Source organism: Cupriavidus sp. FW305-26 (assembly GCF_058787975.1).
This window is the reverse complement of the sequence record NZ_JBYTAH010000018.1, coordinates 68,852-94,149: the sequence shown is the minus strand read 5'-3', so window position 1 is coordinate 94,149 and position 25,298 is coordinate 68,852. Positions and strand designations below refer to the sequence as shown.

Here is a 25,298-nt window from a genome sequence, read left to right as displayed (position 1 = left end):
GCCCCCGACACCGCCACCCAGCCGCGTGCCGCCGGCGGACACGGTAACCGCCAGCTCACCCTGGTGCTGGGCGGCGCGCGTTCCGGCAAAAGCCATTACGCCGAACAGCTCGCCACCGACCATGCCACCATCACCGGCGGCCCGGTCACCTACATCGCCACCGCGCACCAGGACCTGGCGCACGCCGACCAGGAGCTCGAGGTCCGCATCGCCCTGCACCGCGCCCGCCGCCCGGCCGACTGGCGCCTGGTGGAAGAGCCGGTGCACCTGGCCGATGCGCTCTACGCCAACGCGCGCCACGACGGCTGCATCCTGGTGGATTGCATGACGCTGTGGATGAACAACCTGATCTTCCCCGACGGCCGCGCGTATCCCGAGCATGGCGTGATCACGCCGCCGGATGCCTTCACCGAGGAAATCGAAGCGCTGCTCACGGCGCTGCCGACGCTGCCGGGCCATGTGATCCTGGTCTCGAACGAGATCGGCTTCGGCGTGATCCCGATGGGCGCCATCACCCGCTTCTATGTCGATGAACTGGGCCGCCTGAACCAGAAGCTGGCCGCCGCCGCCGACTGCGTGCGGCTGATGGTGGCAGGCATTCCGGTTGCGGTGAAGGGCGCCGATCCCACATGCTGATGCTGGCCTGGCCGGCATGCGTGGCAGCGGCACTGACGGGCGTTCTGCTGGACCTCTGGCTGGGCGAGCCGCGCCGCTGGCATCCGCTGGTGGGCTTCGGCCGCATCGCTGCCGCGTTTGAGCGGCGGCTCAACCCTGCGCCGCACCGCGGTGCGCCCTGGCGCCAGCGCCTTGCCGGTCTCGCCGGCTGGTGTGTGCTGGTGCTGGTGCCGGCAACGCTCGCATGGTGGCTGGTCGACGCTGCGGCCGGCCTGCATCCTGTTGCCGCCCTGGCGCTGCATGCGGTGGCACTGTACGCCGCACTCGGCGCGCGCAGCCTGCACCAGCATATCGCCCCGATCGCCGCCGCCCTTGCCGCGGCAGACCTGCCCGCCGCGCGCACGCTGACCGCGCGCATCGTCTCGCGCGACACCACCGATGCCGATGCTGAAGCACTGGCCCGTGCCGCCTGCGAGTCGGCGCTGGAAAACGGCAACGACGCGGTCTTCGGCGCGCTGTTCTGGTTCCTGGTCGGCGGCGCGCCCGCCGTGATCGTGTTCCGGCTGGCCAATACGCTCGATGCGATGTGGGGCTACCGTACGCCGCGGCTGCTGTATTTCGGCTGGGCCGCGGCGCGCATCGACGACGGGCTCAACCTCGTGCCCGCGCGCCTGACCGCGCTGTCCTATGCGCTGCTCGGCGCCACCGCGCAGGCGTTGCATTGCTGGCGCACGCAGGCGCCGGCATGGTCAAGTCCCAATGCCGGCCCCGTGATGGCCGCGGGCGCCGGTGCGGTGGGCGTGCGACTCGGCGGCCCGGCGCGCTATCACGGCGAGATCGAGCAACGCCCGCCGCTGGGCGCCGGACCCGCGCCGCAAGCCGCGCACGTGACGGCCTGCCTGCGGCTGGTCGAGCGCACCTTGTGGCTGTGGCTGGCGCTGGCAGGCGCCAGCGCGCTGGCCGTCCTTGCGCTTGCCACGCCGGCATGAGCAGCGCCCTGCCCCCGATCCGCCACGGCGGCGACCTGCTTGCCGCGGTGCGCCGCTACGGCCGCCCCGCCGGCGACTGGCTCGACCTGTCCACCGGCATCAATCCCGACGGCTATCCGGTGCCGGCGCTGCCTGCGCAAGCGTGGCAACGGCTGCCGCAGGATGACGACGGACTGGCCGAGCTGGCCGCAAAGGCCTGCGGCGCGCCGCGGGCCTTGCCCGTCGCCGGCTCGCAGGCCGCCATCCGCACGCTGCCGGGTCTGCTGCGCCCGGGCCGCGTGGGCATCGCCGCGCTCGGCTACAGCGAATACGCGCCGGCCTTCGCTGCCGCGGGCCATGCGGTGGCGCCGCTGGATGAAGCGGCTTTCGCGCAGGCGGCGCTGGCCGACGAGCTCGACCATCTCGTCGTCGTCAACCCGAACAACCCGACCGGCCGCATGCTGCCCGCCGCAACGCTGCTGCGCTGGCACGCGAAGCTGGCGGCGCGCGGCGGCACGCTGCTGGTCGATGAAGCCTTTATCGACTGCCTGCCCGATGGCTCGGTGGCCGCGCACAGCGGCAAGGCCGGCCTGGTGGTGCTGCGCTCGATCGGCAAGTTCTATGGCCTGGCCGGCATCCGCTGCGGCTTCGTGCTGGCGCAGCCGGCACTGCTGGACGCGCTGCGCGAGCGCCTGGGCCATTGGACCGTATCGGGCCCGGCACGCGAGGTCGCGCGGCATGCGCTGGCCGACCACGGCTGGCAGGATGCCACCCGCGCGCGGCTGCAAGCATGCGGGGCGAAGCTGGCCGCGCTGCTGGACCGCCATGGCCTGGCGCCGGTGATGCATCCGCTGTTCTGCTGGGTGCCGCATGGCGACGCCGCACGGCTGCAGCACGGGCTCGCGCAACATGGCGTCTGGACCCGCTGCTTCGACGCCGCCGGCGGCTGCCCGCCGAGCCTGCGCCTGGGCCTGCCGCCGGACCAGCCGCACGCCTGGCAGCGGCTGGACGCGGCACTGGCCGCGGTCACTGCCTGAACCACTTTCCCCGATTCCATGCTGAACCGCCTGACGCCCGTTATCGCTTCCACGCTGCTGCTGGCAGCCCTGCCTGCCGCCGCCACGGTGTCTGCCGTCGACGACGCTGGCCAGACGGTGACACTGCCGCAGCCCGCGCGCCGCGTGATCTCGCTGGCGCCGCACGTCACCGAGATGATCTTCGCGGCCGGCGGCGGCGACCGCATCGTCGGCACGGTCAGCTACAGCGACTACCCGCCGCAGGCGCGCGAGATCGCGCGCGTGGGCGACAACAAGGCGCTGGACCTGGAGCGCATCGCCGCGCTCAAGCCGGACCTGATCGTGGTCTGGCGCCACGGCAATGCGCAGAGGCAGACCGACCGTCTGCGCGCGCTCGGCATCCCGTTGTTCTACAGCGAGCCGCGCAGGCTGGCCGCGATCCCGGAGAACATGGAGAAGCTCGGCACGCTGCTGGGCACCGAAGCCATCGCGCGGCGCGCTGCCGACGGCTTCCGCCAGCAGGTGGAGACGCTACGCAAGACTTACGCGGCCCGCCCGGCGGTGACGGTGTTCTACCAGGTCTGGCAGCAGCCGCTGATGACGCTCAACGGCCAGCACCTGGTCAGCGACATGCTGGCGCTGTGCGGCGGGCGCAACCTGTTCGCGGCCGAGACGCCGCTGGTGCCGACGGTGTCGGTCGAAGCGGTGATCGCGGGCAACCCGGAGGCGATGCTGACGGCGGGCATGGGCGCCACGCGCTCGGATCAGCCGCTGCCGGATTTCGAGATGTGGCGGCACTGGAAGCAGGTCACGGCGGTGGCGCGCAACAACCTGTTCGTGATCGACGGCGACCTGGTCAACCGCGCCGGTCCGCGCGTGGCGCAAGGCGCCGAGCTGATCTGCAAGGACCTCGAAACGGCGCGCAAGCGCCGGCCCGCACGCTGATCAGGCGGCGCGGTTCCACCAGCCGAGCCGGACCTCTCCCGGCCCCAGCGTGAAGCCACAACTGGCCCCGAAGCCCAACGCCCAGTTGACCGTCGTCGCCAGCGGCACGCCCAGCCAGTGCGCGGCCAGCATGCGCATCGGGCCGGCATGGCCGACCACCCAGAGACATTCAGCGCGATCCGTGGCAAGCGTTCCCGCCCAGCCGGCAACCCGCGCCATCGCCTGCGCCGGCGCTTCGCCGCCATGCGGGCGCGCGTGCAGCAGGTCGGCCGCCCACTGGTCGAGCGCGGCGCGGTCGATCGCATCCCAGGCCACGCCCTCCCAGCTGCCGAAATCGATCTCGCGCAGCCGGGGTTCGGTATCGATGGCCGGCGCGCCGCCCGGCAGCGCCTGCACCAGCGCCTGCGCGGTGCCAAGCGCGCGCGCCAGCGGGCTGGCGACAATGCGATCAGGCGTGGGCAGGCCCGCGGCGATCCGCGCCGCTGCGGGCGCCAGCGGCGCCACCAGCGGCAGGTCGAGGCAGCCATAGCAGGTGCCCGCCGGCACCTGCGGCTGCGCATGGCGGATCAGGACCACATCCATGCCGCGGCCACCAGGTAGAGCAGGATCTCGGCGCACTGCTGGGCCATGCCCAGGCAGTCGCCGGTATAGCCGCCGATGCGGCGCACGAAGTAGCGGCCGAGCAGCAGGCGCAGCCCCAGCAGCGCGACCACTGCCGCCGCGCAGAACCACGGCGACACCAGCCACAGCGGCACCAGCCCGCACAGCAGCGCGAACGCCAGCCCCGCGCCGGCCAGCTTCTGCGCCACCGGCTTGGCCTTGCCTTGCGCGCGCACGTAGGTCAGCGTGGCCAGATAGCTGACCGCCATCGCGCGGCTGGCGGCATGCGCGGCGACGATCACCGCCAGCAGCACCATCAACCCGCCGCGCCCGGCAATCGCCACCAGCAACTGCCACTTGAGCAGCAACGCCACCACCAGCGCGATCGCACCGAACGCGCCGATGCGCGAGTCATGCATAATGCGCAGCACGTCCTCGCGCTGCCACGCGCCGCCGAAGGCATCGACGCAATCGGCCAGGCCGTCTTCATGGAAGGCGCCGGTCAGCAGCAACGTGGCGGCCATGCCCAGCAGCACGGCCACGCCGGACGGCCACCACAGCATCGCGCCCCAGGTGACCAGCGCGCCCACGCCGCCCACCAGCAGCCCGACCAGCGGGAAGTAGCGCGCGGCGGCGTGCAGGTAATGCGGTTCGAATCCGGCCCAGCGCGCCAGCCAGCCCGGCAGCGGCACGCGCGTGAAGTAGCCCAGCGCCGTCAGGAAATAGCGCAGCTCGCCGGCCACGCCGGCGGGGCCAGCTTGTGCAGGCACCGGGTCGGACGGCACGCTCATGGCGAGGCGGTGCTGACGCCGGCGCCGCTGAAGGTCGCCATTTCGTTCAGGAATGCCGCCGCCGAGGCCAGCAACGGCCACGCCAGCGCGGCGCCCGTGCCCTCGCCCAGGCGCAGGTCCAGCGCCAGCAGCGGCGCGGCGCCGAACTGGTCCAGCAGCGCACGGTGGCCGCGCTCATGCGAGCAGTGCGTGAACACGCAGTACTGCAGCACATTGGGGTCCAGGCGCTGCGCCACCAGCAGCGCAGCCGTGGCGATAAAGCCATCGACCAGGATCACCATGCGGCTCGCGGCGGCGGCCAGGAAGGCGCCTGCCATCATCGCGATCTCGAAGCCGCCGAAGGTGGCCAGCACGTCCAGCGGCGCCTGCGCATCGGCATGCAGCGCCAGCGCGCGCTCCAGCACCTCGCGCTTGCGCGCGAGGCCGGCATCGTCCAGCCCGGTGCCGCGCCCGATGCAGTCTGCCAGCGGCAGGCCGGTCAGCCGCTGCATCAGGCACGCGGCCGCTGAAGTGTTGGCAATGCCCATCTCGCCGAAGCCGATCACGTTGCAGCCCTGCTGCGCATGGCGCAGCACGCGCGCCATGCCCGCGGTCATCGCCGCGGCGGCCTGCTCCGGCGTCATCGCGGGTTCGACGGCGAAGTTGCGGGTGCCGTCGGCAATGCGGCAGTTGACCAGGCCCGGTGCCGCCGGCAGCGGCGCGCGCACGCCCGCGTCGACGATCTCCAGCGCAATGCCGTGCTGGCGCGAGAACACATTGATCGCCGCGCCGCCGGCCAGGAAGTTCTGCACCATCTGCGCGGTGACCTCGGCCGGATAGGCGCTGACACCGGCGTCGGCCACGCCGTGGTCGGCGGCAAACACGATCACCGTCGGGCGCTGCAACACCGGCCGCGCCGTGCCGAGGATCAGGCCCAGCTGCAAGGCCAGCGATTCCAGCCGGCCCAGTGCGCCGAGCGGCTTGGTCTTGTCGTCGATGGCGGCCTGCAGCTCGGGGCGCAGGGCATCGTCGAGGGGAGTGATTTCCGGAAACTGCATGATGCGTTGACCTTGTATTCAAAAACGATGCGGCTACATCTCGACGCCGCGCTGCGCCTTGATGCCCTGCTGGAAGGCATGCTTGACCGGCGTCATGTCGGTGACGGTGTCGGCCGTCTCCACCAGCGCCGGCGGCGCGCCACGGCCGGTGATGACCACGTGCTGCATCGGCGGGCGCGCGCGCAGGTCGGCAATGACCTGCTCCACATCAAGATAGTGCAGCTTGAGCGCGATGTTCAGCTCATCGAACAGCACCAGGCCGATGCCGGGGTCGCGCAGCATGCTGCGCGCCACTTCCCAGGCAGCCTCGGCCTTGGCCACGTCGCGGGCGCGGTCCTGCGTTTCCCAGGTATAGCCCTCGCCCATCACGTGGAAGGCGCACTCGTCCGGGAAGCGGCGCAGGAACATCTCTTCGCCGGTGGGCTGCGCGCCCTTGATGAACTGGACCACGCCGGTGCGCATGCCGTGGCCAAGCGCGCGCACCACCATGCCAAAGCCCGAGCTGGACTTGCCCTTGCCGTTGCCGGTGGTGATGACAATCACGCCGCGCTCATCCTGCGCGGCAGCAATCTTGGCGTCGACGATTTCTTTCTTGCGCTCCATGCGCGCCTTGTGGCGGGCATCGCGGTCCGGGTCTTCTGCAGGCGGGTTCTGGGTATCAGTCATGACGTGTGTGGGGTATGGGTGGGGCGGCGCCGTCGGGAATCAGCGCAGTATGCGCGCCGTCGGTGACGCTGACGATGGCGGTGCGCAGCGCGCGCGAGCAGTGTTCAGGGGTCAGCACCTGGGCGGCAGTGCCATGCAGCGTAGTGCCGTCTTCGGCCATCAGCAGGGCGTGGGTGGCGTAGCGCAGCGCCAGCGTCAGGTCGTGCAGGATCACCACGATGGCATGGCGCCCGGCCCGGGCCAGCGCGGCCAGCTGTTCCAGCACCAGGATCTGGTGGCGCAGGTCCAGGTGCGAGACCGGTTCGTCCAGCAGCAGCAGCGGCGCCTGCTGCGCCAGCGCCGCGGCCAGCGAGGCGCGCTGGCGCTCGCCGCCGGACAGGGTCAGCACATCGCGCGCGGCCAGCGCTTCAATATCCATCGCTCGGATCACTTCCTGCACGATGCGGTCATCCTCGCGCCCGGTCCAGCCCCAGCCGGACAGGTGCGGATGCCGCCCCACGCGCACGGCATCCTGCACCGACATCGAGAAGGTGTCATGCACGGCCTGCGGCAGGTAGGCGCGCTGGCGCGCCAGCACCGCCGGCGCGATCTGCGCCGCTGCGGCGCCGTCGATCTCCGCGCTGCCGCCGTCGGCGTGGCGCAGCCCGGCCAGCACCGTCATCAGCGTGGACTTGCCAGCACCGTTGGGCCCGGCAATGCACCATAGCTGCCCCGCGCCGATGGTCATCGTCAGGCGCTCCACCAGCACGCGCTGGCCGGTGCGCAGCTTCACATCGCGCAGCACGAGCTGCGGACAGGCAGTGAGCGGATGGGACCAGTGCGGGGCCTGGCTCATCGCGGCCTCCGCAGCAGCAGGTAGAGGAAGGTCGGCACGCCCAGCAGCCCGGTGATCACGCCCACCGGCAGCTGCGCGGGCGCGACCACGGTGCGTGCGATCAGGTCGGCGGCCATCAGCAGCGCGCCGCCCAGCAGCGTGGCGGCCGGCAGCAGCAGGCGCTGGTCGTTGCCCCAGGCGAGGCGCACCAGATGCGGCACCACCAGCCCGACAAAGCCGATCGAGCCGGCCGTGGTAATGGCAGCGGCAATGCACAGCGACGCCAGCAGGAAGGTGGCCAGCCGCACGCGGCCCACGCGCACGCCCAGCGACTGCGCCACGGTCTCGCCCAGCAGCATCACGTTGAGCGCGCGCGCCATCGGCATGGCCAGCAGCAGCGCCACCACCAGCATGGCCAGCGCGCCGCCGTAGGCGGCGGTGCCGCCCAGGTCGCCGGTCAGCCAGAACAGCATGCCGCGCAGGCGCGACTCCGGCGCAATGGAGAGGATCAGGGAAATGACCGCGCCCCAGCCCGCGGCCAGGATCACGCCGGTCAGCAACAGCCGGGCGCCCGCCTCGCGGTGGCCGCCCTGCACCTGCGGATGCAGCAGGTCGCGCCGCGCCAGCGACGCCACCAGCACCATCGCCGCCAGTGCACCGGCGGCGGCGGCGGCCTGAACGCCCCACCACGGGGCCAGCAGCAGCATGGCCAGCAGCGCGGCAGTGGAGGCGCCGCCCGACACGCCCAGCACATAGGGCTCGGCCAGCGGGTTACGCAGCAGCACCTGCATCAGCGCGCCGGACAGGGCCAGCAGCCCGCCGCAGGCAAACGCCGCTGCCGCGCGCGGCAGCCGCAGTTCGCGCACGATCGCTGCGGGGGTGCCGGTGTCGGCACTGCTGAGCGCAAGCCAGAGCTCGCGCGCATCGAGCGGCACGCTGCCCAGCGCCAGCGACAACGCGAACGCCAGCAGCGCCGCGAGCGCCAGCACCAGCCAGATCGCCAGGGCGCGCCGGAACTCAGACATGGCGCGCCCGTGCGCTCATCGCTGGCGCCAGCCCAGCGTGATGAAGCCTGCGCGCCCCTGCGTGTTGTAGGGGTAGGCGAGCTGGTAATCCTTGTCGAACAGGTTTTCGACACGGGCGGCGATGAACCATTGCTTGTCGATGTTGTAGCGGGCGTTCAGGTTGACGATACCGTATCCGCCAAGCCGGCGCGAGCCGGAATCCATGCGCGACGACGACACCAGCCATTCGCCGCCAAAGCGCCAGTTGCCGAAGTTGCGGCCCACGTCCAGCGCGGCATGGCGGCGCGCGCGGCGCAGCAGCTGGGTGTTGGTCTGCTCGTCGACCGGGTTCTGGAAGGTCACGCTGGCGCCGAGGTCGGTGCCATACACGCTGGCGCGCCACGATGCCTCGATGCCCTGGACCTTGGCCTTGTTGACGTTCTGGGGCGCGAGCAGGCCATTGGGCTGCGTCACGTTGACGATCAGGTTGTCGTAGCGGGTTTCGAAGGCCGTCACGCGCAGCAGGCCGGATTCCTTCGTGTTGTACTGGATCCCAACCTCTGCCGATTTGGCCCGCTCCGGCTGCAGGTTCGGATTGCCGAAGCCGGGAAAATACAGCTGATTAAAGGTCGGCGCATGAAAGGCGTTGCTGAGATTGGCGATCAGCTTGAGCGCCTCAGTCACGTTGTAGCCATAGCCGGCGAAGAAGCTTCCTTGGTTGCCGAAGTCCGAATAGTGGTCGTTGCGCGCATTGACCTGCAACTGGTGCTTGCCGAAGCGCCCGTCGTAGCCGCCGAACACTGAGAACGCGTTGCGGGTCGGGGTGAAGACGGTGCCGAAGCTGTTGGCATCGAGAGTCTGCTGCAGATAGTCCGTGCCAAACAGCAGCGTATGAGCAGGCGCCAGGGCATACTCGTTCTGCCAATTGAACTGATGGTTGCGGGTGTTAAAGGTGCCATTCCTCACGCTGTTGAGAAAAGTGTCGCTGTTGTCTTCGCTCTGCGCCAGCTTGAAGTGGGTGGACCAGTCCGGCAGCACTTTGCCATTCACGAAAGCCGATATCGTGTACAGCTCGCTGTTCGTCCGGTTGTCGTCAGTGGGGCGTCCAAAGGTGGAGGGGCTGTCGAATGACAGTTTGCTCTTCGAGTAGTAGCCGCTGACTCCGGCATCCCAATCCGGCGTGAAGCGGTGCCGTACCTGGCCTGAGACGCTCTGGTTTTCGTATGGATTGTCGTTAGGGTTCGGCCCTCGGCCGCGCGCTGCTGCTGCTGGATTGTCACGGTTCCACTGTTCAGTGTTGATAGCGGAAAAGCCATCCGTCTTGAATGCAGAGCCGGTCAGGTTGAACGAAGTATCGCCAACCTGGCCGCCGTAGCCTACGGTGCCTTGGCGCGTATTGTTGCTGCCGTATTCCACTTGCGCATTGGCTGCCGGCGCTTGGCCAGCCCCACTCTTGGTGAAGATATGCACCACGCCCCCGATTGCGTCCGAGCCGTACAGCGCCGACACATTGCCGCGCACCACCTCGATGTGGTCGATCTGGTCGGGCAGGATATTGGCCAGCTGCGCGGTGCCGCTGCTGGCCGACGACACGCGCACACCGTCGATCAGGATCAGCGTCTGGTCGGAGTTCGCGCCACGCATGAACAGACTGGTGTTGGTACCCATGCCGCCGTTGGCCGAGAACTCCACGCCGGCCTGGTTGCGCAGCAGCGTGCGCAGGTCGGGCGCCTGCGAGTTGACGATGTCCTGCTGCGTCACCACCGTGGTGTGAGGCAGCGCCTCGGTAATGGGTTGCGCGGTACGGGTGGAAGTGACCACCACCGGCGCAAGTTGCGCGGTGCCGCTGTCGGCCGCCTGCGCGAACGAAGTGGCCGGAACCAGGGTGAACGAGGCAATGGCCGCCAGGATGGCGGGCACGGACGGACGCACCGCCGGGGTTGCCGGGCGGGTCGACCTGTGGAGCGATGAACGCATGATGCAGGACTGGATAGGAACGGCCGGGCCCGTTCCCCCGCGGACCATATGGCGATGAGGCGTGCCGCGCACGGGCGGCAGCCCGCGTTCAGGCCGGTATCCGGGCTGGCGACACTGGGCCGGCGCCTTCCCGAACCTGCGGTTCAGTGGCGTGTGGCCGGTCCTGCGGTGCGTGTGGCCGGGAATGGGATCCGGCCTTGCCAGCGGCGTTGCCGGCAGGCTGGCTGTCGGCTATGTCGGAGTCTGGCAGATGCGCACCGCGGTCGCTTACCGTTGCGGGGGCAGCACAGGTTGGCCTGTCCGGCGCGCAGCCGGCCTGGCTCCCTGTTTCCCGTTGAACTGCCCTTTCGCCAGGGACGAAAAGGGCGAGCACCTGGAACGTGCGCGAGTCTAGGGCGTTTCGCCCCCCGCGTCAACGCGGCTGCCAGTAGTGTTTTGTCACAACTCTGGTGGCGTTTTAGGTGCAGAAGCCTGCAACTTCCACGCGGGTCGCCAGTCACAAACCCTTTCCTCCGCATTGTGCAAGCCGGCGCATCGGCTAGAATCGCGATACCTGACACTTCTCCCATCATGACAGGCCCTATGCTCACCGAACTCGAACAACTGGCCGCCAAGATCGGGCGCGTGCTGCACCATGCGGACACCCTGGCGGCGGAGAACCAGCGGCTGCGCGACGAGATCGCCCGGCTGGAGGGCGAAGCCGCGCAGTTGCGCGGCGAGCGCGAGGCCATGGCAGCCGACCGCGAACTGCTCAATATCAAGATCGAGGAAGCGCAGCTGCGCATCCAGTCCATCCTTGACAAGCTGCCGACTGCCAGCGACACGCGCCAGCTCGACCTGCTCGGCGAAGAGGCTGCGGCGCAGGACGCCGAGCCGCACAAGGCCCCCGGAGAACACGCATGAGCAACAAGCAAGTCGAAGTCAATATCGCCGGCCAGCCCTACCGCTTCGCCATCGCGCCCGAGAACGAGGCCGCGCTGCTCGAAGCCGTGGCCCTGGTCGACACGCAAATGAACAAGCTGCGCAACGGCATCGCGGCCAAGGGCGTGGAGCGCGTGGCGGTCATGGCCGCCATCAGCATCGCCTCGGACCTGCTGTCGATGCAGCGCAAGCAGCAGGCCGAGGGCGCGATCCCGGTCGATGCCATCCGCGCGCGCATCCGCGAACTCAACGACCGCGCCGACGAGGCCCTGCGCCAATACGCGCACGTGGGCACCGGTACGCGCGGCTGAGCAATGAAAGGGGGATGTGCTGCGGATGCCGCGCTGCCGCGCAAAATGTAACGATACGCGCGAGTGGACTTGGTATGCCCTGCAACGCGGTGTATAGTGTAGCCAGACTGCACGAGGCACCATAGATGTGCAGCTACAGGCTAGGTTATCGCGCCCGGCCGCCGTTCTCATCCCATCCTAGTCAGAAACGGCAAACGTCTGACATCCCGCACGCGGATCCGGTTTTCCGGGCACGATGATGCGCCTGGAAAGTCAGACGTTTGACAGTTTCCCTGCCTGGTTCGTGAGGGTCATAAACTCCTTGAACCGATATGCATTGCATGGTGCGGGATCATGTCGCGTGGGCGAGCGCGTCGTCGCATTCATAGTCTGGGCCTGGCCTGGACTCCCTGAGTGGATGATGTACCCGAAATGCGACTTCCGCAGCCACTCTGAACCTCACTTGGGTTCAGGATGCCGACCCAGCGGCCAAGGCGGGGACCCCTTAAAAAGGCGGTGGTTTTCTGAACCATCGCCTTTTTTCTTGCCTGCGCGTCCGCGTGTACACCCTGTGCACGCGGCGCCCTGATCTGCTTCGATTCCTGAGCTGCGCCGTGAGCCCGAACCAGAACCAACGCGCCCGCCAGTACTGGCTGATGAAATCAGAACCGGATGAAGCCAGCATCGACGACCTGGCCCGGGAAGGCACGCTGCCCTGGACCGGCGTGCGCAACTACCAGGCGCGCAACTTCATGCGCGACACCATGCGGATCGGCGACGGCGTGCTGTTCTACCACTCGTCGTGCCCGGAGCCCGGCATTGCCGGCCTGGCCGAGGTCTGCTCAGTACCCTACCCCGACCCCACCCAGTTCGACCGCAAGAGCCCGTACTATGACGCCGCCTCCAAGGCTGACGCGCCGCGCTGGCTGCTGGTCGACGTGCGCTTCGAGCGCAAGAGCGCGCTGATCCCGCTGGCCGCCTTGCGCGAGCATGAGGAACTGGCCGACATGGTGGTGCTACGTCGCGGCAACCGGCTGTCGATCACGCCGGTGACACCGGCCGAATGGCGCTTCATCACCGGCAAGCTGATGCGCTGAACCCTGCCCGGCCGGCCCCGGGCAAGGCTGATCACAACAACCCTGAAGATACGATGCAGTTCGACAACCTGCCGGTGCTGGTCCCTGCCCTGCTTGCCCTGGGCGCTTTCACCGGCTTCTGCGCCGGGCTGCTCGGCGTCGGCGGCGGCATGATGATGGTGCCCTTCCTGACGCTGCTGTTCACCAGCCTGGGCTTTGCCGACGAGGCCATCGTCCATATGGCGATCGCCACCTCGATGGGCACCATCCTGTTCACCTCGTTGTCGTCCGTGCGCGCGCACCACCAGCGCGGCGCGGTGCGCTGGCCGATCGTGCTGGCGCTGGCGCCGGGCATCGTGCTCGGCGGCATGATCGGCGGCGGCAAGGTGTTCGCGGCGCTCAAGACCAGCTGGCTGTCGCTGGCGTTTGCCGCCTTCGTCGGGTTTTCCGCGCTGCAGATGCTGCGCAACCGTCGTCCCAAGCCCGGCCGGCAGCTGCCCGGCTTTGCCGGCATGGCGGGCGCGGGCGGCGTGATCGGCTTCCTGTCCAGCCTGGTTGGCGCGGGCGGCGCCTTTGTCTCGGTGCCGTTCATGACGTGGTGCAACGTGCCGATCCACAACGCGGTGGCGACCTCGGCTGCGCTCGGCTTTCCGATTGCAGCGGCCAGCGTGGCCGGCTATGTCTGGAGCGGCTGGCAGACGCCGGGGCTGCCGGCGGGATCGCTCGGCTATCTCTACCTGCCGGCCCTGCTGGTGATCGCAGCGGCCAGCGTAATGACCGCGCCGCTGGGCGCGCGCACCGCGCACCGCATGGATGTGAGCCAGTTGCGCAAGGTCTTTGCCGCGTTGCTGCTGTGCCTGGCGAGCTATATGTTGTGGAAGGCCTGGCAGGCATTCTGACCCGGGCGGGGGAGGCGCGCCCGCGCCGGCTTCGCAACAATCGTTTGCAATGTCGCGGAACGATCGGGCACCCGGTCACGTCTGATACCCATCACGTTTGAACGGGAGAACAACATGAAACAATGGCTTGCCGCCACCCTGCTGGGCACCACCGCCATCGTTGCCTCGGCGCACGGTGGCCCCACTGAAACGCCGTCGGGCGTGCTGTCGCTGAACGCGCAGGCCGTCACCGAAGTGCCGACCGATATCGTGCACCTGACGCTTGCCGCGGAGCAGGAAGGCGCTGAACCGGCCGCGATTTCCTCGGGCCTGTCTACCAGGACGCAGGCCGTCATCACGCAGGCGCGCCGCGTCCAGGGCGTGACCGCCGAGTCGGGCGGCTTCACCATCCACCCCAACACCGACCGCAACGGCCGCATCAGCACCTGGCGCGGGCGGTCCGAAGTCATCCTGAAGTCGCGCGATTTCTCGGCCGTGTCCAAGCTCGCTGGCGAGCTGGCCAGCCAGATGCAGGTGCAGAACATCGCCTTCTCGCTGTCGCGCGAAGCGCGCGAGGCGGCCGAAGCCAAGCTGGCCGAGCAGGCCATCGCCTCGTTCCGCGGCAAGGCGCAGTCGACCACCAAACTGTTCGGCTACAACAGCTACACCATCCGCGAAGTCAGCCTGAATGAAACCGGCGTGGTGCCGCCGATGCCGCGCATGTACGGCGCTGCCAAGGCCATGATGGCCGACGCTGCGGTGCCGGTGCCGGTTGAGGGCGGCAAGACGCAGGTGACGGTGTCGGTCAACGGGTCGGTGCAGATGCTGAAGTAAGAAGGGAGCTTGACCACCAGACGGCGCGCTCCCCTCTCCCGCAAGCGGGAGAGGGGAGCAAACCCGCAGCAGTTGAAGTCGCTCAGCCTTTCCCAAAGACCCTCAGAGCACCGCGAACTGCTCGCGCAGCACGTTCTTCTGCACCTTGCCCATGGTGTTGCGCGGCAGCTCGTCCACCACGTGCACACGCTTGGGCACCTTGAAGTTGGCGATGCGGCCCTTGAGCGTGCCGATCAGCGCCGCTTCATCGATATCCGCACCCGGCTTGCGCACCACCACCGCCACCACGGCCTCGCCGAAATCCGCGTGCGGCACGCCGATCACGGCGCTCTCGGCCACGCCCGGCATCTCGTCGATAAAGCTCTCGATTTCCTTCGGGTAGACGTTGTAGCCGCCCGAGATGATCAGGTCCTTGCTGCGCCCGACGATGGTCAGGTAGTTGTCCGGCACCGCGCGCTCGCCGGCCTGGCTGGCAATGGCGCCGCCGAAGCGGCCGACGTCGCCGGTCTTGAACCAGCCGTCCTCGGTGAACTCTTCCCTGGTCTTCTCCGGCATGCGCCAGTAGCCCTTGAATACGTTCGGACCCTTGACCTCGACATTGCCGATCTCGCCCGGCGTGCACGGCTGGCCCTCGCCATCGACCACGCGCACCGACACGCCCGGCAGCGGCATGCCGACGGTGCCGCCGATGCGCTCGCCCAGCGCGGCATCGTACGGGTTGGACACCAGCATCACGGTCTCGCTCATGCCGTAGCGCTCCAGGATGGTATGGCCGGTGCGCTCGCGGAAGGCATCGAAGGTCTCCAGCAGCAGCGGCGCCGAGCCCGACACGAACAGCCGCATGCGGCGGCAGGTGTCGTCGTCGAAGCGCGGCTCCTGCAGCATGCGCACGTAGTAGGTCGGCACGCCCATCATCACCGTGCAGCGCGGCAGGAATTTCAGCACCTGCGCCATGTCCAGCCTGGGCGCCCAGATCATCTTGGCACCGGCCAGCAGCGCGCCGTGCGAAGCCACGAACAGGCCGTGCACGTGGAAGATCGGCAGCATGTGCAGCAGCACGTCGTCGCTGCGCCAGCCCCAGAATTCATGCAGCGTCTGCGCATTGGAGGCCAGGTTGCGGTGCGTCAGCATCGCGCCCTTGCTGCGGCCGGTGGTGCCGGAGGTGTAGAGAATGGCGGCAAGGTCGTCATCCTGGCGCGCGACCGTCTCGAAGGCATCTGGCTTGCCCGCCGCGCGCGACAGCAGCGAGCCGCTGCGGTCGTCGTCCAGCGTAAAGACGTGGTTGACGCCGTGGCGGAACGCCACCTTGGACACCCAGCCGAAATTCTTGCTGCTGCACACCACCACCGACGGCTCGGCATTGCCGACGAAGTAGTCGATCTCTGCCTCCTGGTAGGCGGTGTTCAGCGGCAGGTAGACGTAGCCGGCGCGCAGCGTGGCCAGGTACAGGAACAGCGCTTCGGGGGACTTCTCCACCTGCACCGCCACGCGTGCGCCTTCGGGCAGGTGCAGCGAGGCCAGCAGGTTGGCCAGCTTGGCGGTGGCGCGGTCAAGGTCGTCCCAGCTGTAGTACAGCCCGTCATGCGTCTCGATGCAGCAGGCGGTGCGGTCGGCGGGGAAGCGGGATTCGAACAGGGCGAACAGGTTGGCGTTCATGTCGGGGATCGAACGAAAGGCTAAGGAAAACGAAGAAAACCATCGCGTGTGGAAGCAGTCATGGCGGCGTGACCTACTCCCCACGGAACTGCGGTGGCCGGTGCGCGAGGAAGGCGGCCACCCCTTCCGCATGGTCCGCGCCTTCGGCGTAGGCAAAATGCGCGTCCAGCTCGGCGGGCGACAGCGGTGCCGGCAGCGGCGCCAGCCGGCGGATGGTGGCCTTGTTGATGCGGGCGGCCACGGGCGCGCCGGCGGCAATGCGGCGCGCCGTGGCCTCGACCTCCGCGGCCAGCGCGCCGGGCTCGACCACGCGCGTCAGCAGCCCTTTGTCGCGCGCCTCGGCGGCGTCGAAGACCCGGCCTTCCAGCAGGATCTCCAGCGCGGCGGCGCGGCCCGCCAGCGCCAGCAGGCCCTGCAGCTCGCCGGGCGCCATCGGGAAGCCCAGGCGGTTGATGGGCACGCCGAAGCGGCTGTCCGAGGCGGCGATGCGCAGGTCGCAGTGGCTGGCGATTTCCAGCCCGCCGCCCACGCATACGCCTTCGATCATCGCCACGGTGGGGTGTGTGCATTGCGCCACCGCCGCCAGTGCCGGCGCGATGGTGGCCATGTGGTAGTGGCGCACCGCGGCCTCGTCGGCGCGCTCTGCCGGGAACTCGGCGATGTCGGCGCCGGCGGCAAAGTTGCCGTCAGCCCCGCGCACCACCACGCAGCGCAGCGAGGTATCGGCGGACAGGCGTGCAAAGCCCGCGGCCAGCTCGCGCCACATCTGAGCGGAAATGGCGTTGAGCTTGCCCGCGTGCGACAGCGTCACGGTGGCGGTGGTGCCCTGCGTGGCAAACAATACGGTGCCGCTCATCGCCGCGCCCCCTTGCATCGGATCAGCGTTGACATGGCGCCCCGTCAGTCGATCTTGGCGCCGGACTGCTGCACCACCTGGGCCCAGCGGCGAATCTCGGCGTGCTGGAACTGCGCGAACTGTTCCTGCGTAAACGCCGGCGTCTCGGAACCGTTGTTAAGCCAGACCTGCTTGAGCTCCGACGTGTTCAGCGCCTTCTCGGTCTCTGCGTACAGGCGGTCGACGATCTCCTTGGGCGTACCCTTGGGCACCCACATCGCATACCAGGTCGACACGTCATAGTTGGGCACGCCCGCCTCGGCCGCGGTCGGCACGTTGGGGAACGCCGCCGAGCGTTTGCTCGAAGCCACCGCCAGCGCCTTGATGCGGCCCGCGCGGATATGCTGCGCCGACGAGCCCAGGCCGTCGAACATCAGGTCGACCTGGCCCGCGATCAGGTCGGACAGCGCCGGGCCCGCACCCTTGTAGGGGATGTGGGTGATGAAGGTCTTGGTCTGGAGCTTGAACAGCTCGCCCGCCAGGTGGTGCGACGAGCCGTTGCCGGCCGAACCGTAGTTCAGCTTGCCAGGATTGGCCTTGGCGTAGGCAATCAGCTCCTGCAGCGTGTTGGCCTTGACGCGGTTGGGATTGACCACCACCACTTGCGGCGGCTGCGCGATCACCGTGACCGGGATGAAGTCCTTCTCGATGTCGTAGTCCAGCTTCTTGTAGAACGACGGCGCAATCGCGTGGTGCGCGCCGCCGATGAACACCGTGTAGCCGTCCGGCGCGGCCTTGGCCGCAATGCTGGCGCCGACCGTGCCGCCGGCGCCGCCGCGGTTGTCGATCACGAACTGCTTGCCGAGCTGCTTGGACAACTGCGCGGTCAGCGGCCGCGCAAAGGCGTCGGTGCCGCCGCCGGCGGGAAACGGCACGATCACGGTGACGGGCTTGGACGGCCAGGTGTCGGCATGCGCGGCGGGTGCGGCGAGCATTGCGCCGGCGCCCAGGCCGGCCAGGCCCAGGGCCACGCCCGTTGCGCGCGCGCACGCGGCCAGGCTGAACTGACGACGATTCATTGGTTGTCTCCTCTCTCTTCTGCGGAAAGTCAATCTGATGGCCGCGCGACACTGCCGCGGCGCGAAGTTACTGCTCAGGTCCCGACAAGAAAACGCGGCGCGCCAGGCGCCGCGGGTGCGGGGGCGACCCGCGTGACCGGACCAGGGTCACAGCAGCTTCCCGACGCTACGGCTGATGCGCGGGTTGCCGGCGCCCAGGCGTGCCAGATTGTCATCCAGCGCCTCGGGCACGTAAAGATAATTGACCATCATCCCGCAGCTCTGGCTGCGGCCTTTGCGCGACAGGTCGGCGCCCCAGTTCAGCCGCTCCACGCATGCCCCGTTGCCCAGGTGGAAGCGCGCGACCGGGTCGGCGGGCATCGACTGGTTGCGCTCGCGCACCAGGAAATGCGCGGCCAGGGTCATCGCGGTATCGCGGATCACGGTATCGGCGGCGTCCGGCACCAGCGCCTCCAGCCACCCGGCGCCGTCCGCTGGCGCCTTGCCGTGGCGCTCGCTCCAGCGCGCCAGGCGCTTGTCGCCCAGCACGCGCGCAACGGCATCGCCGTCCTGCTTGCGCAGCCAGTCGGCAAATCCGGGGATTGGTGAGAGCGTGGCGAACTGATTCACTTTTGGGAATTCACGCTGGACCTCCTCGATCACGCGCTTGAGCAGGAAGTTGCCGAAGCTCACGCCGCGCAGGCCCGCCTGCGTATTGCTGATCGAATAGAAGATGGCCCACTTGACGCGGCGCAGGTCTTCCAGCGGCGCGGCTTCATCCAGCAATGTATGGACATTGGCCGCCATCTCCGGCGCGAATGCCACCTCGACAAAGATCAGCGGCTCGCGCGGGATGCGCGGGTGGAAGAACGCAAAGCAGCGGCGGTCGGAATCGAGGCGGTTGCGCAGGTCGGTCCATGAGGCGATTTCATGCACGGCCTCGTAGCGGATCAGCTTTTCCAGCAGCGATGCCGGCGAATCCCAGGTGATCGGCTGCAGCTCCAGCAGGCCCACGTCGAACCAGTTGGAGAACAGCGCCTCGAGATCGTCGTCAAGCGGGCGCAGCCCTGGCATGCGGCGCTGCCAGCGCAGCATGTCGGCGCGCAGCTGGATCAGGAAGTGCAGGCCGCAGGCGCTGTTGCCGCGCTGGCCGTGCAGCGCGGCCAGCCGCTTGAAGAAGCGGATGCGCGCATTGGACAGGGCCTGGGCCAGGCCCGAAGACGCGGCCTGCGCGCGGGCGGCGCGCGCGCCCTTGTCGCCGTCGGCCCCGGCCTCTTCGCTGCCCTTGCCGCCGCTGCTGGCGACTTCGGCCAGCACCGCCAGCATGCCGCGCCGGGTGGCCTCGCCAGCAGCCTCATACTCGGCCTGCCATGCCTGCGCGGCGGCATTGGCGGCGCCATCGGTCAGGCGCGCGTCGAAGCAAAGCCGCAACTGCTCGCGCTGGCGGCGCACCGCGCGCGCCGCCAGCGGCGCCTCGCCATCGACCGGCGTTGCCGGGGCCTTGGTGTCGCCCTCGCCCTTGCGTCCCCACCAGCGGCCCAGCCGCGACAGGAACTTGGAACCTGCCGGCTCGCTTTCGCCCAGCGGCGCACTGATCTTCTGGTCACCCGTGTCGAAGGAATTCATGCGGTACCTGCCTTGATGCATCGATCTGAACGTGGGAAAAACGTCGGACTGGGGTTGCGGCGCCGGCTACTCTTCGGCGCCGGCCACGCGCAGCACCGGCGGCGCGCGCACGGCCTGGGCCTCGGCTGCGCCGGCGGTGGCGCCGGCATCCAGCGTCTTGAGCGCCGCGCGCTGGCGCAGCAGGTGGGTCTTCATCATCGCCTCGGCGCCTTCCGGGTCGCGGGCCTTGAGCGCGGCAAACACGGACAGGTGCTCGGCGCAGGATTCCTGGATCCGGCCCGGCAGCTTCAGGCTCTTGTGGCGCGACAGGCGCAGCACCTTGCGCAGGTCGCTGATCAGGCCCGACAGCCAGCGGTTGCCGGCCAGCCGCTGGATCGATTCGTGGATCTGGAAGTTGGTTTCGTAGTAGGCGTCGATGTCGCCCGCCTGCGCATAGCGCGCCAGGTCGGCATGCAGGCCGTCCAGTGCGTCCAGGTCGGCGCGCGTGGCGTTGCGCGCCGCCTCGTAGGCACAGCGCCCTTCCAGCAGTGCCATCAGCGGGAAGATCTCGTCCAGGTCCTGCTCGGACAGCTCATTGACGAAGCAGCCGCGCCGCGGCTCCAGCCGCACCAGGCCTTCGGCGGCCAGCACCTTGAGCGCTTCGCGCAGCGGCGTGCGCGAGATGCCAAGCGTTTCGGCCATCGCGCTCTCGTCGATCCATGCGCCGGGCACGAGCGTATGCGCGTCGATCATGGCGCGCAGCCGGTCTGCCACTTCCAGGTACAACGCCTGCTGGACGATGCGCATACTTCCCCCGGGTCGGATCGCGTGACCGATGCGTCCCGGTCACGATCTGGCGTCGGCCAGGGCAGATGCGCCCGGCCAGCCATAATTCATAATTATGGATTAGGGCGCGAACGATACAAGGAATTTCGATGCTGCTCTGCAACAAGCAGTAGCGATGGTGGCTGGTGGTCGACCGGCAGGTGCGGTCTGTGAGGATGCGGCGCGGGGTGCGGTATGAGGTGCGGCGGGCGTTTCCATGCCTCCCTGCAAGGAAACACCCGCGCCTGAAAATTACTGCAGTACTGCTTTTCATCGTCGGCGGATACTTGCAAAAATATCTGCCGCGTGGGTCCATGGATTGCCGGCGCTGGCCCTGCGCCCCCCTTTTTGAAACGCGCTTGTTGCGCGGATTTTCCCGTCGCCCTGGCTTTACGTGAAGTGCCGGCAAGTGCGGCCTGTCGGCCTTCACTCCCTCCCTGGCACTTCCGTTGGCGGCTGTGGCTTGCCGCTCATCTTTGTAACAATCAAGATAGCGATTTACGTGCCAGCGGGACTAACCCCATGATTTCATTGGCAACACGCATTCAGAAGTTGTTACAGAATACGTCTAGTGTAACAGGATGTTTCTAGATTGTTACGAGGGTTTTCCCACATTTTCTTATACGCCTGCCCGCCTGGCGGCAATGGCATATGCAGATTGTGCCGTGGTCGCTATTTATCAGTGCGAGAATGTGAGCGCATCGCCGCAAGTGCCCGAACTGAAGTGGTTGCATTCCTGAAACTGCGGTCGAGGCCGCAATCCTTACTGTCGCTTTCCACACACACTGGAGCTCCGCCATGCAAGCTGGCAGCGATTTCACCCTGGCCGGCACCCCGGCAGACGAGACACCGGCGCCTGCCGAGCCGCGCTACGCCGTGCCGCGGGCGCTGGGCCTGTCCTTTACCGGATCAGGTTCGGAATACTTCCGTATCTGGATCGTCAATGCACTGCTGACCATCGTCACCTTCGGCATCTATTCGGCCTGGGCCAAGGTGCGCACGTTGCAGTATTTCTATCGCAACACGCGGCTCGACGGTGCGAGTTTTGACTACCACGGCAAGCCGTCCGCGATCCTGAAGGGCCGCGCCATCGTGTTCGCGCTGGTGCTCGCCTTCCAGTTCGCCTCCACGGTCTCGCCCTTCCTTGCGCTGGCGATGCTGGTGGCGCTGCTGGCGGTGTTCCCCCTGCTGCTGGTGCGCTCGTTGCGTTTCCGCATGGCCAACTCCAGCTACCGCGGCCTGCGCTTCGCCTTTACCGGCGGCGATGCCGATGCCTACAAGGTGTTCGTGCTGTGGCCGCTGGCCGCAGTGGCCACGCTGGGCCTGCTGGGGCCGCTGGCGCACCAGCGCTTCAAGCGCTACCAGCACAACCACACCCGCTTCGGCACCGCGCCGTTTGCCTTCCACGCCGGCGCGGGCGATTTCTACGGCGTCTACCTGCGTGCCTTCGGCGTGATGGTCGCGCTGGTGGCGGCCGCGGCACTGGCCGGCTTCATGCTGGGCGCGACCGCGTCGGGCCAGGCGGGCATGATGTTGTCGTTCGGCATCGGCGTGACCGGTTTCTACCTGGCGCTGCTGGCCGTCAGCCCTTACGTGATGGCACGCTTGCAGAATGTCGTGTGGAGCCACACCACGCTGGCGCCGCATGCGTTCCGCAGCGAGGTGGGGGCCGGCCGCATGGTCTTTATCTTCGTCACCAACCTGATCGCGATCGCGCTGACGCTGGGCCTGTACCTGCCGTTCGCGCGGGTGCGTTCGGCGCGCTACCGGCTCGAATGCGTGACCATGCTGGCGGCGGGCCCGCTCGACACCTTCGTGGCCGGCGAGGCGCAGCAAGTGGGTGCGCTGGGCGATGCGGCGGTAGACTGGTACGACATCGACATCGCGCTCTGAACACGCCGTGCGCTGACCCGGCCCGCACCATGATCCCAGTCACCTTCTTCGATGGCCGCTCGTCGCGCGCGCATCCGGCCACGCTGGCCGTTGAGGCGCAGCAGGCCGTGCTGCGCGACGACTCCGGCGCCGAGCTGCGGCGCGCGCCGCTGTCGGACGTGCGCGTGTCCGAGCGCGTGCGCCGCGCGCCGCGGCTGGTCACCTTTGCCGACGGCGCCTTCTGCGAGATCACCGACCACGCCGCCTTCGACCACCTGCTGGCCGCCACCGGCCATCGCGACAGCCTGGTGGCGCGCGCGCAGAACAGCTGGCGCCTGGCCGGCCTGGCCGTGGCGGGGCTGGTGGCGGTGCTGGTGCTGGGCTATTACGTGCTGCTGCCATGGGGCGCCGGCATCATGGCGCGCACGGTGCCGCCCGAGGTGGAGGCCCATCTCGGCAAGCTGACGCTGGCGAGCCTGGACAACGGCATGGTCAAGCCGACGCAGCTGCCGCCCGCCGAGCAGCAACGCATCCGCTCGGCCTTCGCGGCGCTGAAGCGCCCGCGCGATGCCGGCCACGACTACCAGATCCTGTTCCGCCAGGGCGGCGAGATCGGCGCCAATGCGCTGGCGCTGCCGGGCGGCACCATCGTGGTCACCGACGAACTGGTGATCCTGGCCGGCACCGGTGCCGGCATGATGGGCGTGCTGGCCCATGAAGCCGGCCATGTCGCCAACCGGCACGGCTTGCAGCAGGTGATCCAGGGATCGGCGCTGGCGGCGCTGTCGGCCTACCTGTTCGGGGATATCTCGACGGTGCTGGCCGGGGTGCCGGCCGCGATCCTGACGCTGCGCTATTCACGCGACCACGAGCGCGAGGCCGACGCCTTTGCGATCGAGGTCATGCAGCGCAACGGCCTGCCGCCCGCGGCGCTGGCCGAGGTGCTGGTCAGGCTGGACAATCGGCGCGGGGCGGCGTCGGACGCCGAGCCGGAACGCGGCCAGGACTTCATGTCGACCCACCCGCAAACGCAGGCGCGCATCGACGCCTTGCGCCGCGCCGGCAAATAGCGCGCCGACGGGTTCTCAGGCCACCGGCTGTGATGCGCCGGCGCCGGGCTGGCGCCGGTAGGCCCAGACCACCATGGCGATGCCGGCCAGGATCATCGGCAGGCTCAGCCACTGGCCCATCGACAGCTTTAGCGCCAGCAGGCCCAGGAAGTTATCGGGCTCGCGCGCGAATTCCGCGGCAAAGCGGAAGGCGCCATAGCCGATCAGGAATACCCCCGACACCGCGCCCATCGGCCGCGGCTTGCGCGCGAACAGCCACAGGATGATGAACAGCGCCACGCCCTCGCCGGCAAACTGGTACAGCTGCGACGGATGGCGCGGGATGTTGTCGCCCGCCTGCGGGAAGATCATGCCCCACGGCAGGTCGGTGGCGCGGCCCCACAGCTCGCCGTTGATGAAGTTGCCGATGCGGCCGGCGGCCAGCCCGCAGGGGATCATCGGCGCGATGAAGTCGGTCACCTCCATCCAGTGGCGCCGGCGCAGTTTGCCGAACAGCCACATCGCCACGACCACGCCCAGGAAGCCGCCATGGAAGGCCATGCCGCCTTCCCACACCTTGAGGATCTCGAGCGGATGGGCCAGGTAGTACGACGGCTTGTAGAACAGCACATAGCCCAGCCGCCCTCCCAGGATCACGCCCAGCACGCCGAAGAACAGCATGTCGTCCAGGTCGCGCGTGGTCCAGCCCTTGGCCGCGATATGCGGCTGGCGGATGCGCAGGCGCCCGAAGCCCAGGAACATGATGAACCCGGCCAGGTACATCAGCCCGTACCAGCGGATGGCAAGCGGGCCCAGGTGGATGGCAACCGGGTCGAACTGGGGATGAATCAGCATGTTGGCGTGAATGGAGGTTGTAAAGGCCGCGGCCTGCGTATTGTCAGTGGCCTCGGTGACATTGGTGACGTGTCAGCGAGGGGCGGGCCCGGCTGCGCCTGCTTCTTGCGCGAGCGCGGTCGCAATATCGATGAACGAGCGCAGCACCGGCGCCACGCCGGCGGACGCGCCGTCGCGCCAGACCAGCCCGGTCTCGATCTGCGGGCCGGCCTCGCGCAGCGCCAGGTAGGACACCCCGGTGCGGCGAAGGTTGCACAGCGAGGCCGGCACCAGCGCCACGCCCATGCCCGCCGATACCAGGCTGACGATGGTCTGCATCTGGATGGCTTCCTGCGCGATCACGGGCACCAGGCCCTCGCGCGCATAGTAGCCCGTAATGATGTCATAAAACGCCGGCGCGCTTCGGCGCGGGAAGATGATCAGCGGTTCATGGGCGGCCTCGCGCAGCGACACCGCGGCGTCGCCCGCCAGCACCGCGCCCGCCGGCCGCCAGCCGTCGGGCACGGCCAGCACCAGCGGCTCGCTCACCAGCGGCAGGTAGGCCAGCCCGTGCGGCATGGCCGGCAGCTGCGGCCGGATCACCAGGCCGGCGTCGATCGCCCCCTCCATCAACGCCTCGAGCTGCACGTCGCTGGTGGCCTCGCGCAGTTGCAGCTGCACCTCCGGGTGGCGCGCGCGGAAGCGCCGCAGCAGGTCGGGCAGGATGCCGTAGTCGGCGGTGCTGACAAAGGCCAGCGACAGCGACCCCACCTCGCCGCGCGCCAGCCGCTGCGCCAGCCCGGGCAGCGCCGCGGCATCGGCCAGCACGCGCCGCACCTCGGGCAGCCACTGCTGGCCGGCCGGCGTCAGCGCCACCGATCGCCGCGTGCGCACGAACAGCTGCACGCCGATTTCCTCTTCCAGCGCCTGGATCTGCTGCGACAAGGGCGGCTGCGTCATCGACAGGCGCCCTGCCGCGCGGCCGAAATGCAACTCTTCCGCCACAGTGACAAAGTAACGCAACTGCCGCAGGTCCAAACGCCCTCCTGATATGTTTTTCGACTCAATAAAGGTCAAATAATATATTTGACACTCCAAAACGCAAGGGTCATTCTTTGGCCCACAACATCGC

The 25,298-nt window shown here is 68.7% G+C and carries 25 protein-coding genes and 1 other RNA gene; 12 read left to right on the top strand and 14 right to left on the bottom strand.

Annotated elements, in window-relative coordinates:
- Nucleotides 1-60: 60 nt before the first annotated feature.
- The 4 genes from cobU to AC3WQZ_RS13015 are packed head-to-tail and all read left to right on the top strand — an operon-like array spanning nt 61 to nt 3,544.
- Nucleotides 61-636, top strand: coding sequence for a bifunctional adenosylcobinamide kinase/adenosylcobinamide-phosphate guanylyltransferase (cobU, locus tag AC3WQZ_RS13030; protein ID WP_492294266.1), 576 nt, complete (start codon nt 61-63; stop codon nt 634-636).
- Nucleotides 630-1,604: a CobD/CbiB family cobalamin biosynthesis protein gene (locus tag AC3WQZ_RS13025; protein WP_010814910.1), complete on the top strand. Its 975-nt coding sequence runs from the start codon at nt 630-632 to the stop codon at nt 1,602-1,604. Before cobU ends, AC3WQZ_RS13025 begins: the two co-directional genes overlap by 7 nt.
- Nucleotides 1,601-2,620, top strand: coding sequence for a threonine-phosphate decarboxylase CobD (gene cobD, locus AC3WQZ_RS13020; RefSeq protein WP_058697774.1), 1,020 nt, complete (start codon nt 1,601-1,603; stop codon nt 2,618-2,620). The genes AC3WQZ_RS13025 and cobD overlap by 4 nt, the downstream gene beginning before the upstream one ends.
- An 18-nt stretch (nt 2,621-2,638) precedes the next feature.
- The gene (locus tag AC3WQZ_RS13015; RefSeq protein ID WP_492300679.1) at nt 2,639-3,544 is read left to right on the top strand and encodes a cobalamin-binding protein; all 906 of its coding nucleotides are present in this window, start codon (nt 2,639-2,641) and stop codon (nt 3,542-3,544) included.
- Here the strand turns inward: AC3WQZ_RS13015 and AC3WQZ_RS13010 are convergent, their stop codons facing one another.
- From AC3WQZ_RS13010 to AC3WQZ_RS12980, 7 genes are read right to left on the bottom strand one after another with little or no spacing between them, the layout of a single operon-like run.
- Nucleotides 3,545-4,126 carry a histidine phosphatase family protein gene (locus AC3WQZ_RS13010; protein ID WP_058697776.1) on the bottom strand — a complete coding sequence of 194 codons (582 nt, stop codon included), beginning with the start codon at nt 4,124-4,126 and terminating at the stop codon, nt 3,545-3,547. It lies immediately after the preceding gene.
- Nucleotides 4,111-4,935, bottom strand: a complete 825-nt coding sequence (locus tag AC3WQZ_RS13005) for an adenosylcobinamide-GDP ribazoletransferase (RefSeq protein ID WP_051398493.1) — start codon at nt 4,933-4,935, stop codon at nt 4,111-4,113. The genes AC3WQZ_RS13010 and AC3WQZ_RS13005 overlap by 16 nt, the downstream gene beginning before the upstream one ends.
- Nucleotides 4,932-5,972 carry a nicotinate-nucleotide--dimethylbenzimidazole phosphoribosyltransferase gene (gene cobT / locus AC3WQZ_RS13000; RefSeq protein WP_010814915.1) on the bottom strand — a complete coding sequence of 347 codons (1,041 nt, stop codon included), beginning with the start codon at nt 5,970-5,972 and terminating at the stop codon, nt 4,932-4,934. Before cobT ends, AC3WQZ_RS13005 begins: the two co-directional genes overlap by 4 nt.
- 33 nt (nt 5,973-6,005) lie before the next feature.
- Entirely contained in the window at nt 6,006-6,638 is a 633-nt protein-coding gene (cobO, locus tag AC3WQZ_RS12995; RefSeq protein WP_439668197.1) for a cob(I)yrinic acid a,c-diamide adenosyltransferase, read from the bottom strand.
- Nucleotides 6,631-7,473, bottom strand: a complete 843-nt coding sequence (locus AC3WQZ_RS12990) for an ABC transporter ATP-binding protein (protein WP_439668199.1) — start codon at nt 7,471-7,473, stop codon at nt 6,631-6,633. The genes cobO and AC3WQZ_RS12990 overlap by 8 nt, the downstream gene beginning before the upstream one ends.
- A complete protein-coding gene (locus AC3WQZ_RS12985) occupies nt 7,470-8,477 on the bottom strand; it encodes a FecCD family ABC transporter permease (protein WP_492300675.1) in 1,008 nt (335 codons plus the stop codon). The genes AC3WQZ_RS12990 and AC3WQZ_RS12985 overlap by 4 nt, the downstream gene beginning before the upstream one ends.
- Before the next feature lie 15 nt (nt 8,478-8,492).
- On the bottom strand, nt 8,493-10,433 hold the full coding sequence (locus AC3WQZ_RS12980; RefSeq protein WP_492300673.1) for a TonB-dependent receptor plug domain-containing protein: 1,941 nt from the start codon (nt 10,431-10,433) through the stop codon (nt 8,493-8,495).
- 582 nt (nt 10,434-11,015) lie between these two features.
- Here AC3WQZ_RS12980 and AC3WQZ_RS12975 point away from each other — a divergent pair.
- From AC3WQZ_RS12975 to AC3WQZ_RS12950, 6 genes are all read left to right on the top strand, one after another.
- Complete coding sequence (locus AC3WQZ_RS12975; protein WP_010814920.1) at nt 11,016-11,336, top strand: hypothetical protein; 321 nt, start codon at nt 11,016-11,018, stop codon at nt 11,334-11,336.
- Nucleotides 11,333-11,665: a cell division protein ZapA gene (locus AC3WQZ_RS12970; protein ID WP_010814921.1), complete on the top strand. Its 333-nt coding sequence runs from the start codon at nt 11,333-11,335 to the stop codon at nt 11,663-11,665. Before AC3WQZ_RS12975 ends, AC3WQZ_RS12970 begins: the two co-directional genes overlap by 4 nt.
- Before the next feature lie 266 nt (nt 11,666-11,931).
- A non-coding RNA gene (ssrS, locus tag AC3WQZ_RS12965) (6S RNA) lies at nt 11,932-12,149 on the top strand.
- 109 nt (nt 12,150-12,258) lie between these two features.
- On the top strand, nt 12,259-12,741 hold the full coding sequence (locus tag AC3WQZ_RS12960) for an EVE domain-containing protein (protein ID WP_010814922.1): 483 nt from the start codon (nt 12,259-12,261) through the stop codon (nt 12,739-12,741).
- Between the two features lie 53 nt (nt 12,742-12,794).
- On the top strand, nt 12,795-13,619 hold the full coding sequence (locus AC3WQZ_RS12955) for a sulfite exporter TauE/SafE family protein (protein ID WP_010814923.1): 825 nt from the start codon (nt 12,795-12,797) through the stop codon (nt 13,617-13,619).
- Between the two features lie 114 nt (nt 13,620-13,733).
- A complete protein-coding gene (locus AC3WQZ_RS12950) occupies nt 13,734-14,432 on the top strand; it encodes an SIMPL domain-containing protein (protein WP_058697778.1) in 699 nt (232 codons plus the stop codon).
- A gap of 102 nt (nt 14,433-14,534) precedes the next feature.
- Here AC3WQZ_RS12950 and AC3WQZ_RS12945 read toward each other — a convergent pair whose 3' ends face one another.
- The 5 genes from AC3WQZ_RS12945 to AC3WQZ_RS12925 form a co-directional block, all read right to left on the bottom strand.
- On the bottom strand, nt 14,535-16,088 hold the full coding sequence (locus AC3WQZ_RS12945; protein WP_010814925.1) for a malonate--CoA ligase: 1,554 nt from the start codon (nt 16,086-16,088) through the stop codon (nt 14,535-14,537).
- A gap of 73 nt (nt 16,089-16,161) precedes the next feature.
- On the bottom strand, nt 16,162-16,944 hold the full coding sequence (locus AC3WQZ_RS12940; RefSeq protein WP_010814926.1) for an enoyl-CoA hydratase/isomerase family protein: 783 nt from the start codon (nt 16,942-16,944) through the stop codon (nt 16,162-16,164).
- 44 nt (nt 16,945-16,988) lie between these two features.
- Nucleotides 16,989-18,002: a Bug family tripartite tricarboxylate transporter substrate binding protein gene (locus tag AC3WQZ_RS12935; RefSeq protein WP_010814927.1), complete on the bottom strand. Its 1,014-nt coding sequence runs from the start codon at nt 18,000-18,002 to the stop codon at nt 16,989-16,991.
- A gap of 147 nt (nt 18,003-18,149) precedes the next feature.
- Nucleotides 18,150-19,607: a malonyl-CoA decarboxylase domain-containing protein gene (locus AC3WQZ_RS12930; RefSeq protein ID WP_011615941.1), complete on the bottom strand. Its 1,458-nt coding sequence runs from the start codon at nt 19,605-19,607 to the stop codon at nt 18,150-18,152.
- 66 nt (nt 19,608-19,673) lie between these two features.
- The gene (locus AC3WQZ_RS12925; RefSeq protein WP_011615942.1) at nt 19,674-20,393 is read right to left on the bottom strand and encodes a GntR family transcriptional regulator; all 720 of its coding nucleotides are present in this window, start codon (nt 20,391-20,393) and stop codon (nt 19,674-19,676) included.
- Nucleotides 20,394-21,209: 816 nt separating this feature from the next.
- Between AC3WQZ_RS12925 and AC3WQZ_RS12920 the strand changes: the two genes are divergently transcribed.
- Both AC3WQZ_RS12920 and AC3WQZ_RS12915 read left to right on the top strand, forming a co-directional pair.
- Nucleotides 21,210-22,304, top strand: coding sequence for a YjgN family protein (locus tag AC3WQZ_RS12920; RefSeq protein ID WP_011615943.1), 1,095 nt, complete (start codon nt 21,210-21,212; stop codon nt 22,302-22,304).
- Between the two features lie 29 nt (nt 22,305-22,333).
- The gene (locus AC3WQZ_RS12915) at nt 22,334-23,353 is read left to right on the top strand and encodes a M48 family metallopeptidase (protein WP_439668206.1); all 1,020 of its coding nucleotides are present in this window, start codon (nt 22,334-22,336) and stop codon (nt 23,351-23,353) included.
- Nucleotides 23,354-23,368: 15 nt separating this feature from the next.
- Here the strand turns inward: AC3WQZ_RS12915 and lgt are convergent, their stop codons facing one another.
- Nucleotides 23,369-24,187, bottom strand: a complete 819-nt coding sequence (gene lgt, locus AC3WQZ_RS12910; RefSeq protein ID WP_492300670.1) for a prolipoprotein diacylglyceryl transferase — start codon at nt 24,185-24,187, stop codon at nt 23,369-23,371.
- Between the two features lie 72 nt (nt 24,188-24,259).
- Entirely contained in the window at nt 24,260-25,204 is a 945-nt protein-coding gene (locus AC3WQZ_RS12905) for a LysR family transcriptional regulator (RefSeq protein WP_041687497.1), read from the bottom strand.
- Nucleotides 25,205-25,298: the final 94 nt, after the last annotated feature.

What these genes read in the sequence shown, in the direction of transcription:
- AC3WQZ_RS12975 (WP_010814920.1), top strand. Translation starts at nt 11,016, where the DNA reads ATGCTCACCGAACTCGAACAACTGGCCGCCAAGATCGGGCGCGTGCTG.
- AC3WQZ_RS12950 (WP_058697778.1), top strand. Translation starts at nt 13,734, where the DNA reads ATGAAACAATGGCTTGCCGCCACCCTGCTGGGCACCACCGCCATCGTT.
- AC3WQZ_RS12940 (WP_010814926.1), bottom strand. Translation starts at nt 16,944, where the DNA reads ATGAGCGGCACCGTATTGTTTGCCACGCAGGGCACCACCGCCACCGTG.
- AC3WQZ_RS13025 (WP_010814910.1), top strand. Translation starts at nt 630, where the DNA reads ATGCTGATGCTGGCCTGGCCGGCATGCGTGGCAGCGGCACTGACGGGC.
- AC3WQZ_RS12945 (WP_010814925.1), bottom strand. Translation starts at nt 16,088, where the DNA reads ATGAACGCCAACCTGTTCGCCCTGTTCGAATCCCGCTTCCCCGCCGAC.
- AC3WQZ_RS12935 (WP_010814927.1), bottom strand. Translation starts at nt 18,002, where the DNA reads ATGAATCGTCGTCAGTTCAGCCTGGCCGCGTGCGCGCGCGCAACGGGC.
- AC3WQZ_RS12920 (WP_011615943.1), top strand. Translation starts at nt 21,210, where the DNA reads ATGCAAGCTGGCAGCGATTTCACCCTGGCCGGCACCCCGGCAGACGAG.
- lgt (WP_492300670.1), bottom strand. Translation starts at nt 24,187, where the DNA reads ATGCTGATTCATCCCCAGTTCGACCCGGTTGCCATCCACCTGGGCCCG.
- AC3WQZ_RS12985 (WP_492300675.1), bottom strand. Translation starts at nt 8,477, where the DNA reads ATGTCTGAGTTCCGGCGCGCCCTGGCGATCTGGCTGGTGCTGGCGCTC.
- AC3WQZ_RS12990 (WP_439668199.1), bottom strand. Translation starts at nt 7,473, where the DNA reads ATGAGCCAGGCCCCGCACTGGTCCCATCCGCTCACTGCCTGTCCGCAG.
- cobT (WP_010814915.1), bottom strand. Translation starts at nt 5,972, where the DNA reads ATGCAGTTTCCGGAAATCACTCCCCTCGACGATGCCCTGCGCCCCGAG.
- cobO (WP_439668197.1), bottom strand. Translation starts at nt 6,638, where the DNA reads ATGACTGATACCCAGAACCCGCCTGCAGAAGACCCGGACCGCGATGCC.
- AC3WQZ_RS12925 (WP_011615942.1), bottom strand. Translation starts at nt 20,393, where the DNA reads ATGCGCATCGTCCAGCAGGCGTTGTACCTGGAAGTGGCAGACCGGCTG.
- AC3WQZ_RS12970 (WP_010814921.1), top strand. Translation starts at nt 11,333, where the DNA reads ATGAGCAACAAGCAAGTCGAAGTCAATATCGCCGGCCAGCCCTACCGC.
- AC3WQZ_RS13005 (WP_051398493.1), bottom strand. Translation starts at nt 4,935, where the DNA reads ATGAGCGTGCCGTCCGACCCGGTGCCTGCACAAGCTGGCCCCGCCGGC.
- AC3WQZ_RS12980 (WP_492300673.1), bottom strand. Translation starts at nt 10,433, where the DNA reads ATGCGTTCATCGCTCCACAGGTCGACCCGCCCGGCAACCCCGGCGGTG.
- cobD (WP_058697774.1), top strand. Translation starts at nt 1,601, where the DNA reads ATGAGCAGCGCCCTGCCCCCGATCCGCCACGGCGGCGACCTGCTTGCC.
- AC3WQZ_RS13010 (WP_058697776.1), bottom strand. Translation starts at nt 4,126, where the DNA reads ATGGATGTGGTCCTGATCCGCCATGCGCAGCCGCAGGTGCCGGCGGGC.
- AC3WQZ_RS12930 (WP_011615941.1), bottom strand. Translation starts at nt 19,607, where the DNA reads ATGAATTCCTTCGACACGGGTGACCAGAAGATCAGTGCGCCGCTGGGC.
- AC3WQZ_RS12955 (WP_010814923.1), top strand. Translation starts at nt 12,795, where the DNA reads ATGCAGTTCGACAACCTGCCGGTGCTGGTCCCTGCCCTGCTTGCCCTG.
- AC3WQZ_RS13015 (WP_492300679.1), top strand. Translation starts at nt 2,639, where the DNA reads ATGCTGAACCGCCTGACGCCCGTTATCGCTTCCACGCTGCTGCTGGCA.
- AC3WQZ_RS12915 (WP_439668206.1), top strand. Translation starts at nt 22,334, where the DNA reads ATGATCCCAGTCACCTTCTTCGATGGCCGCTCGTCGCGCGCGCATCCG.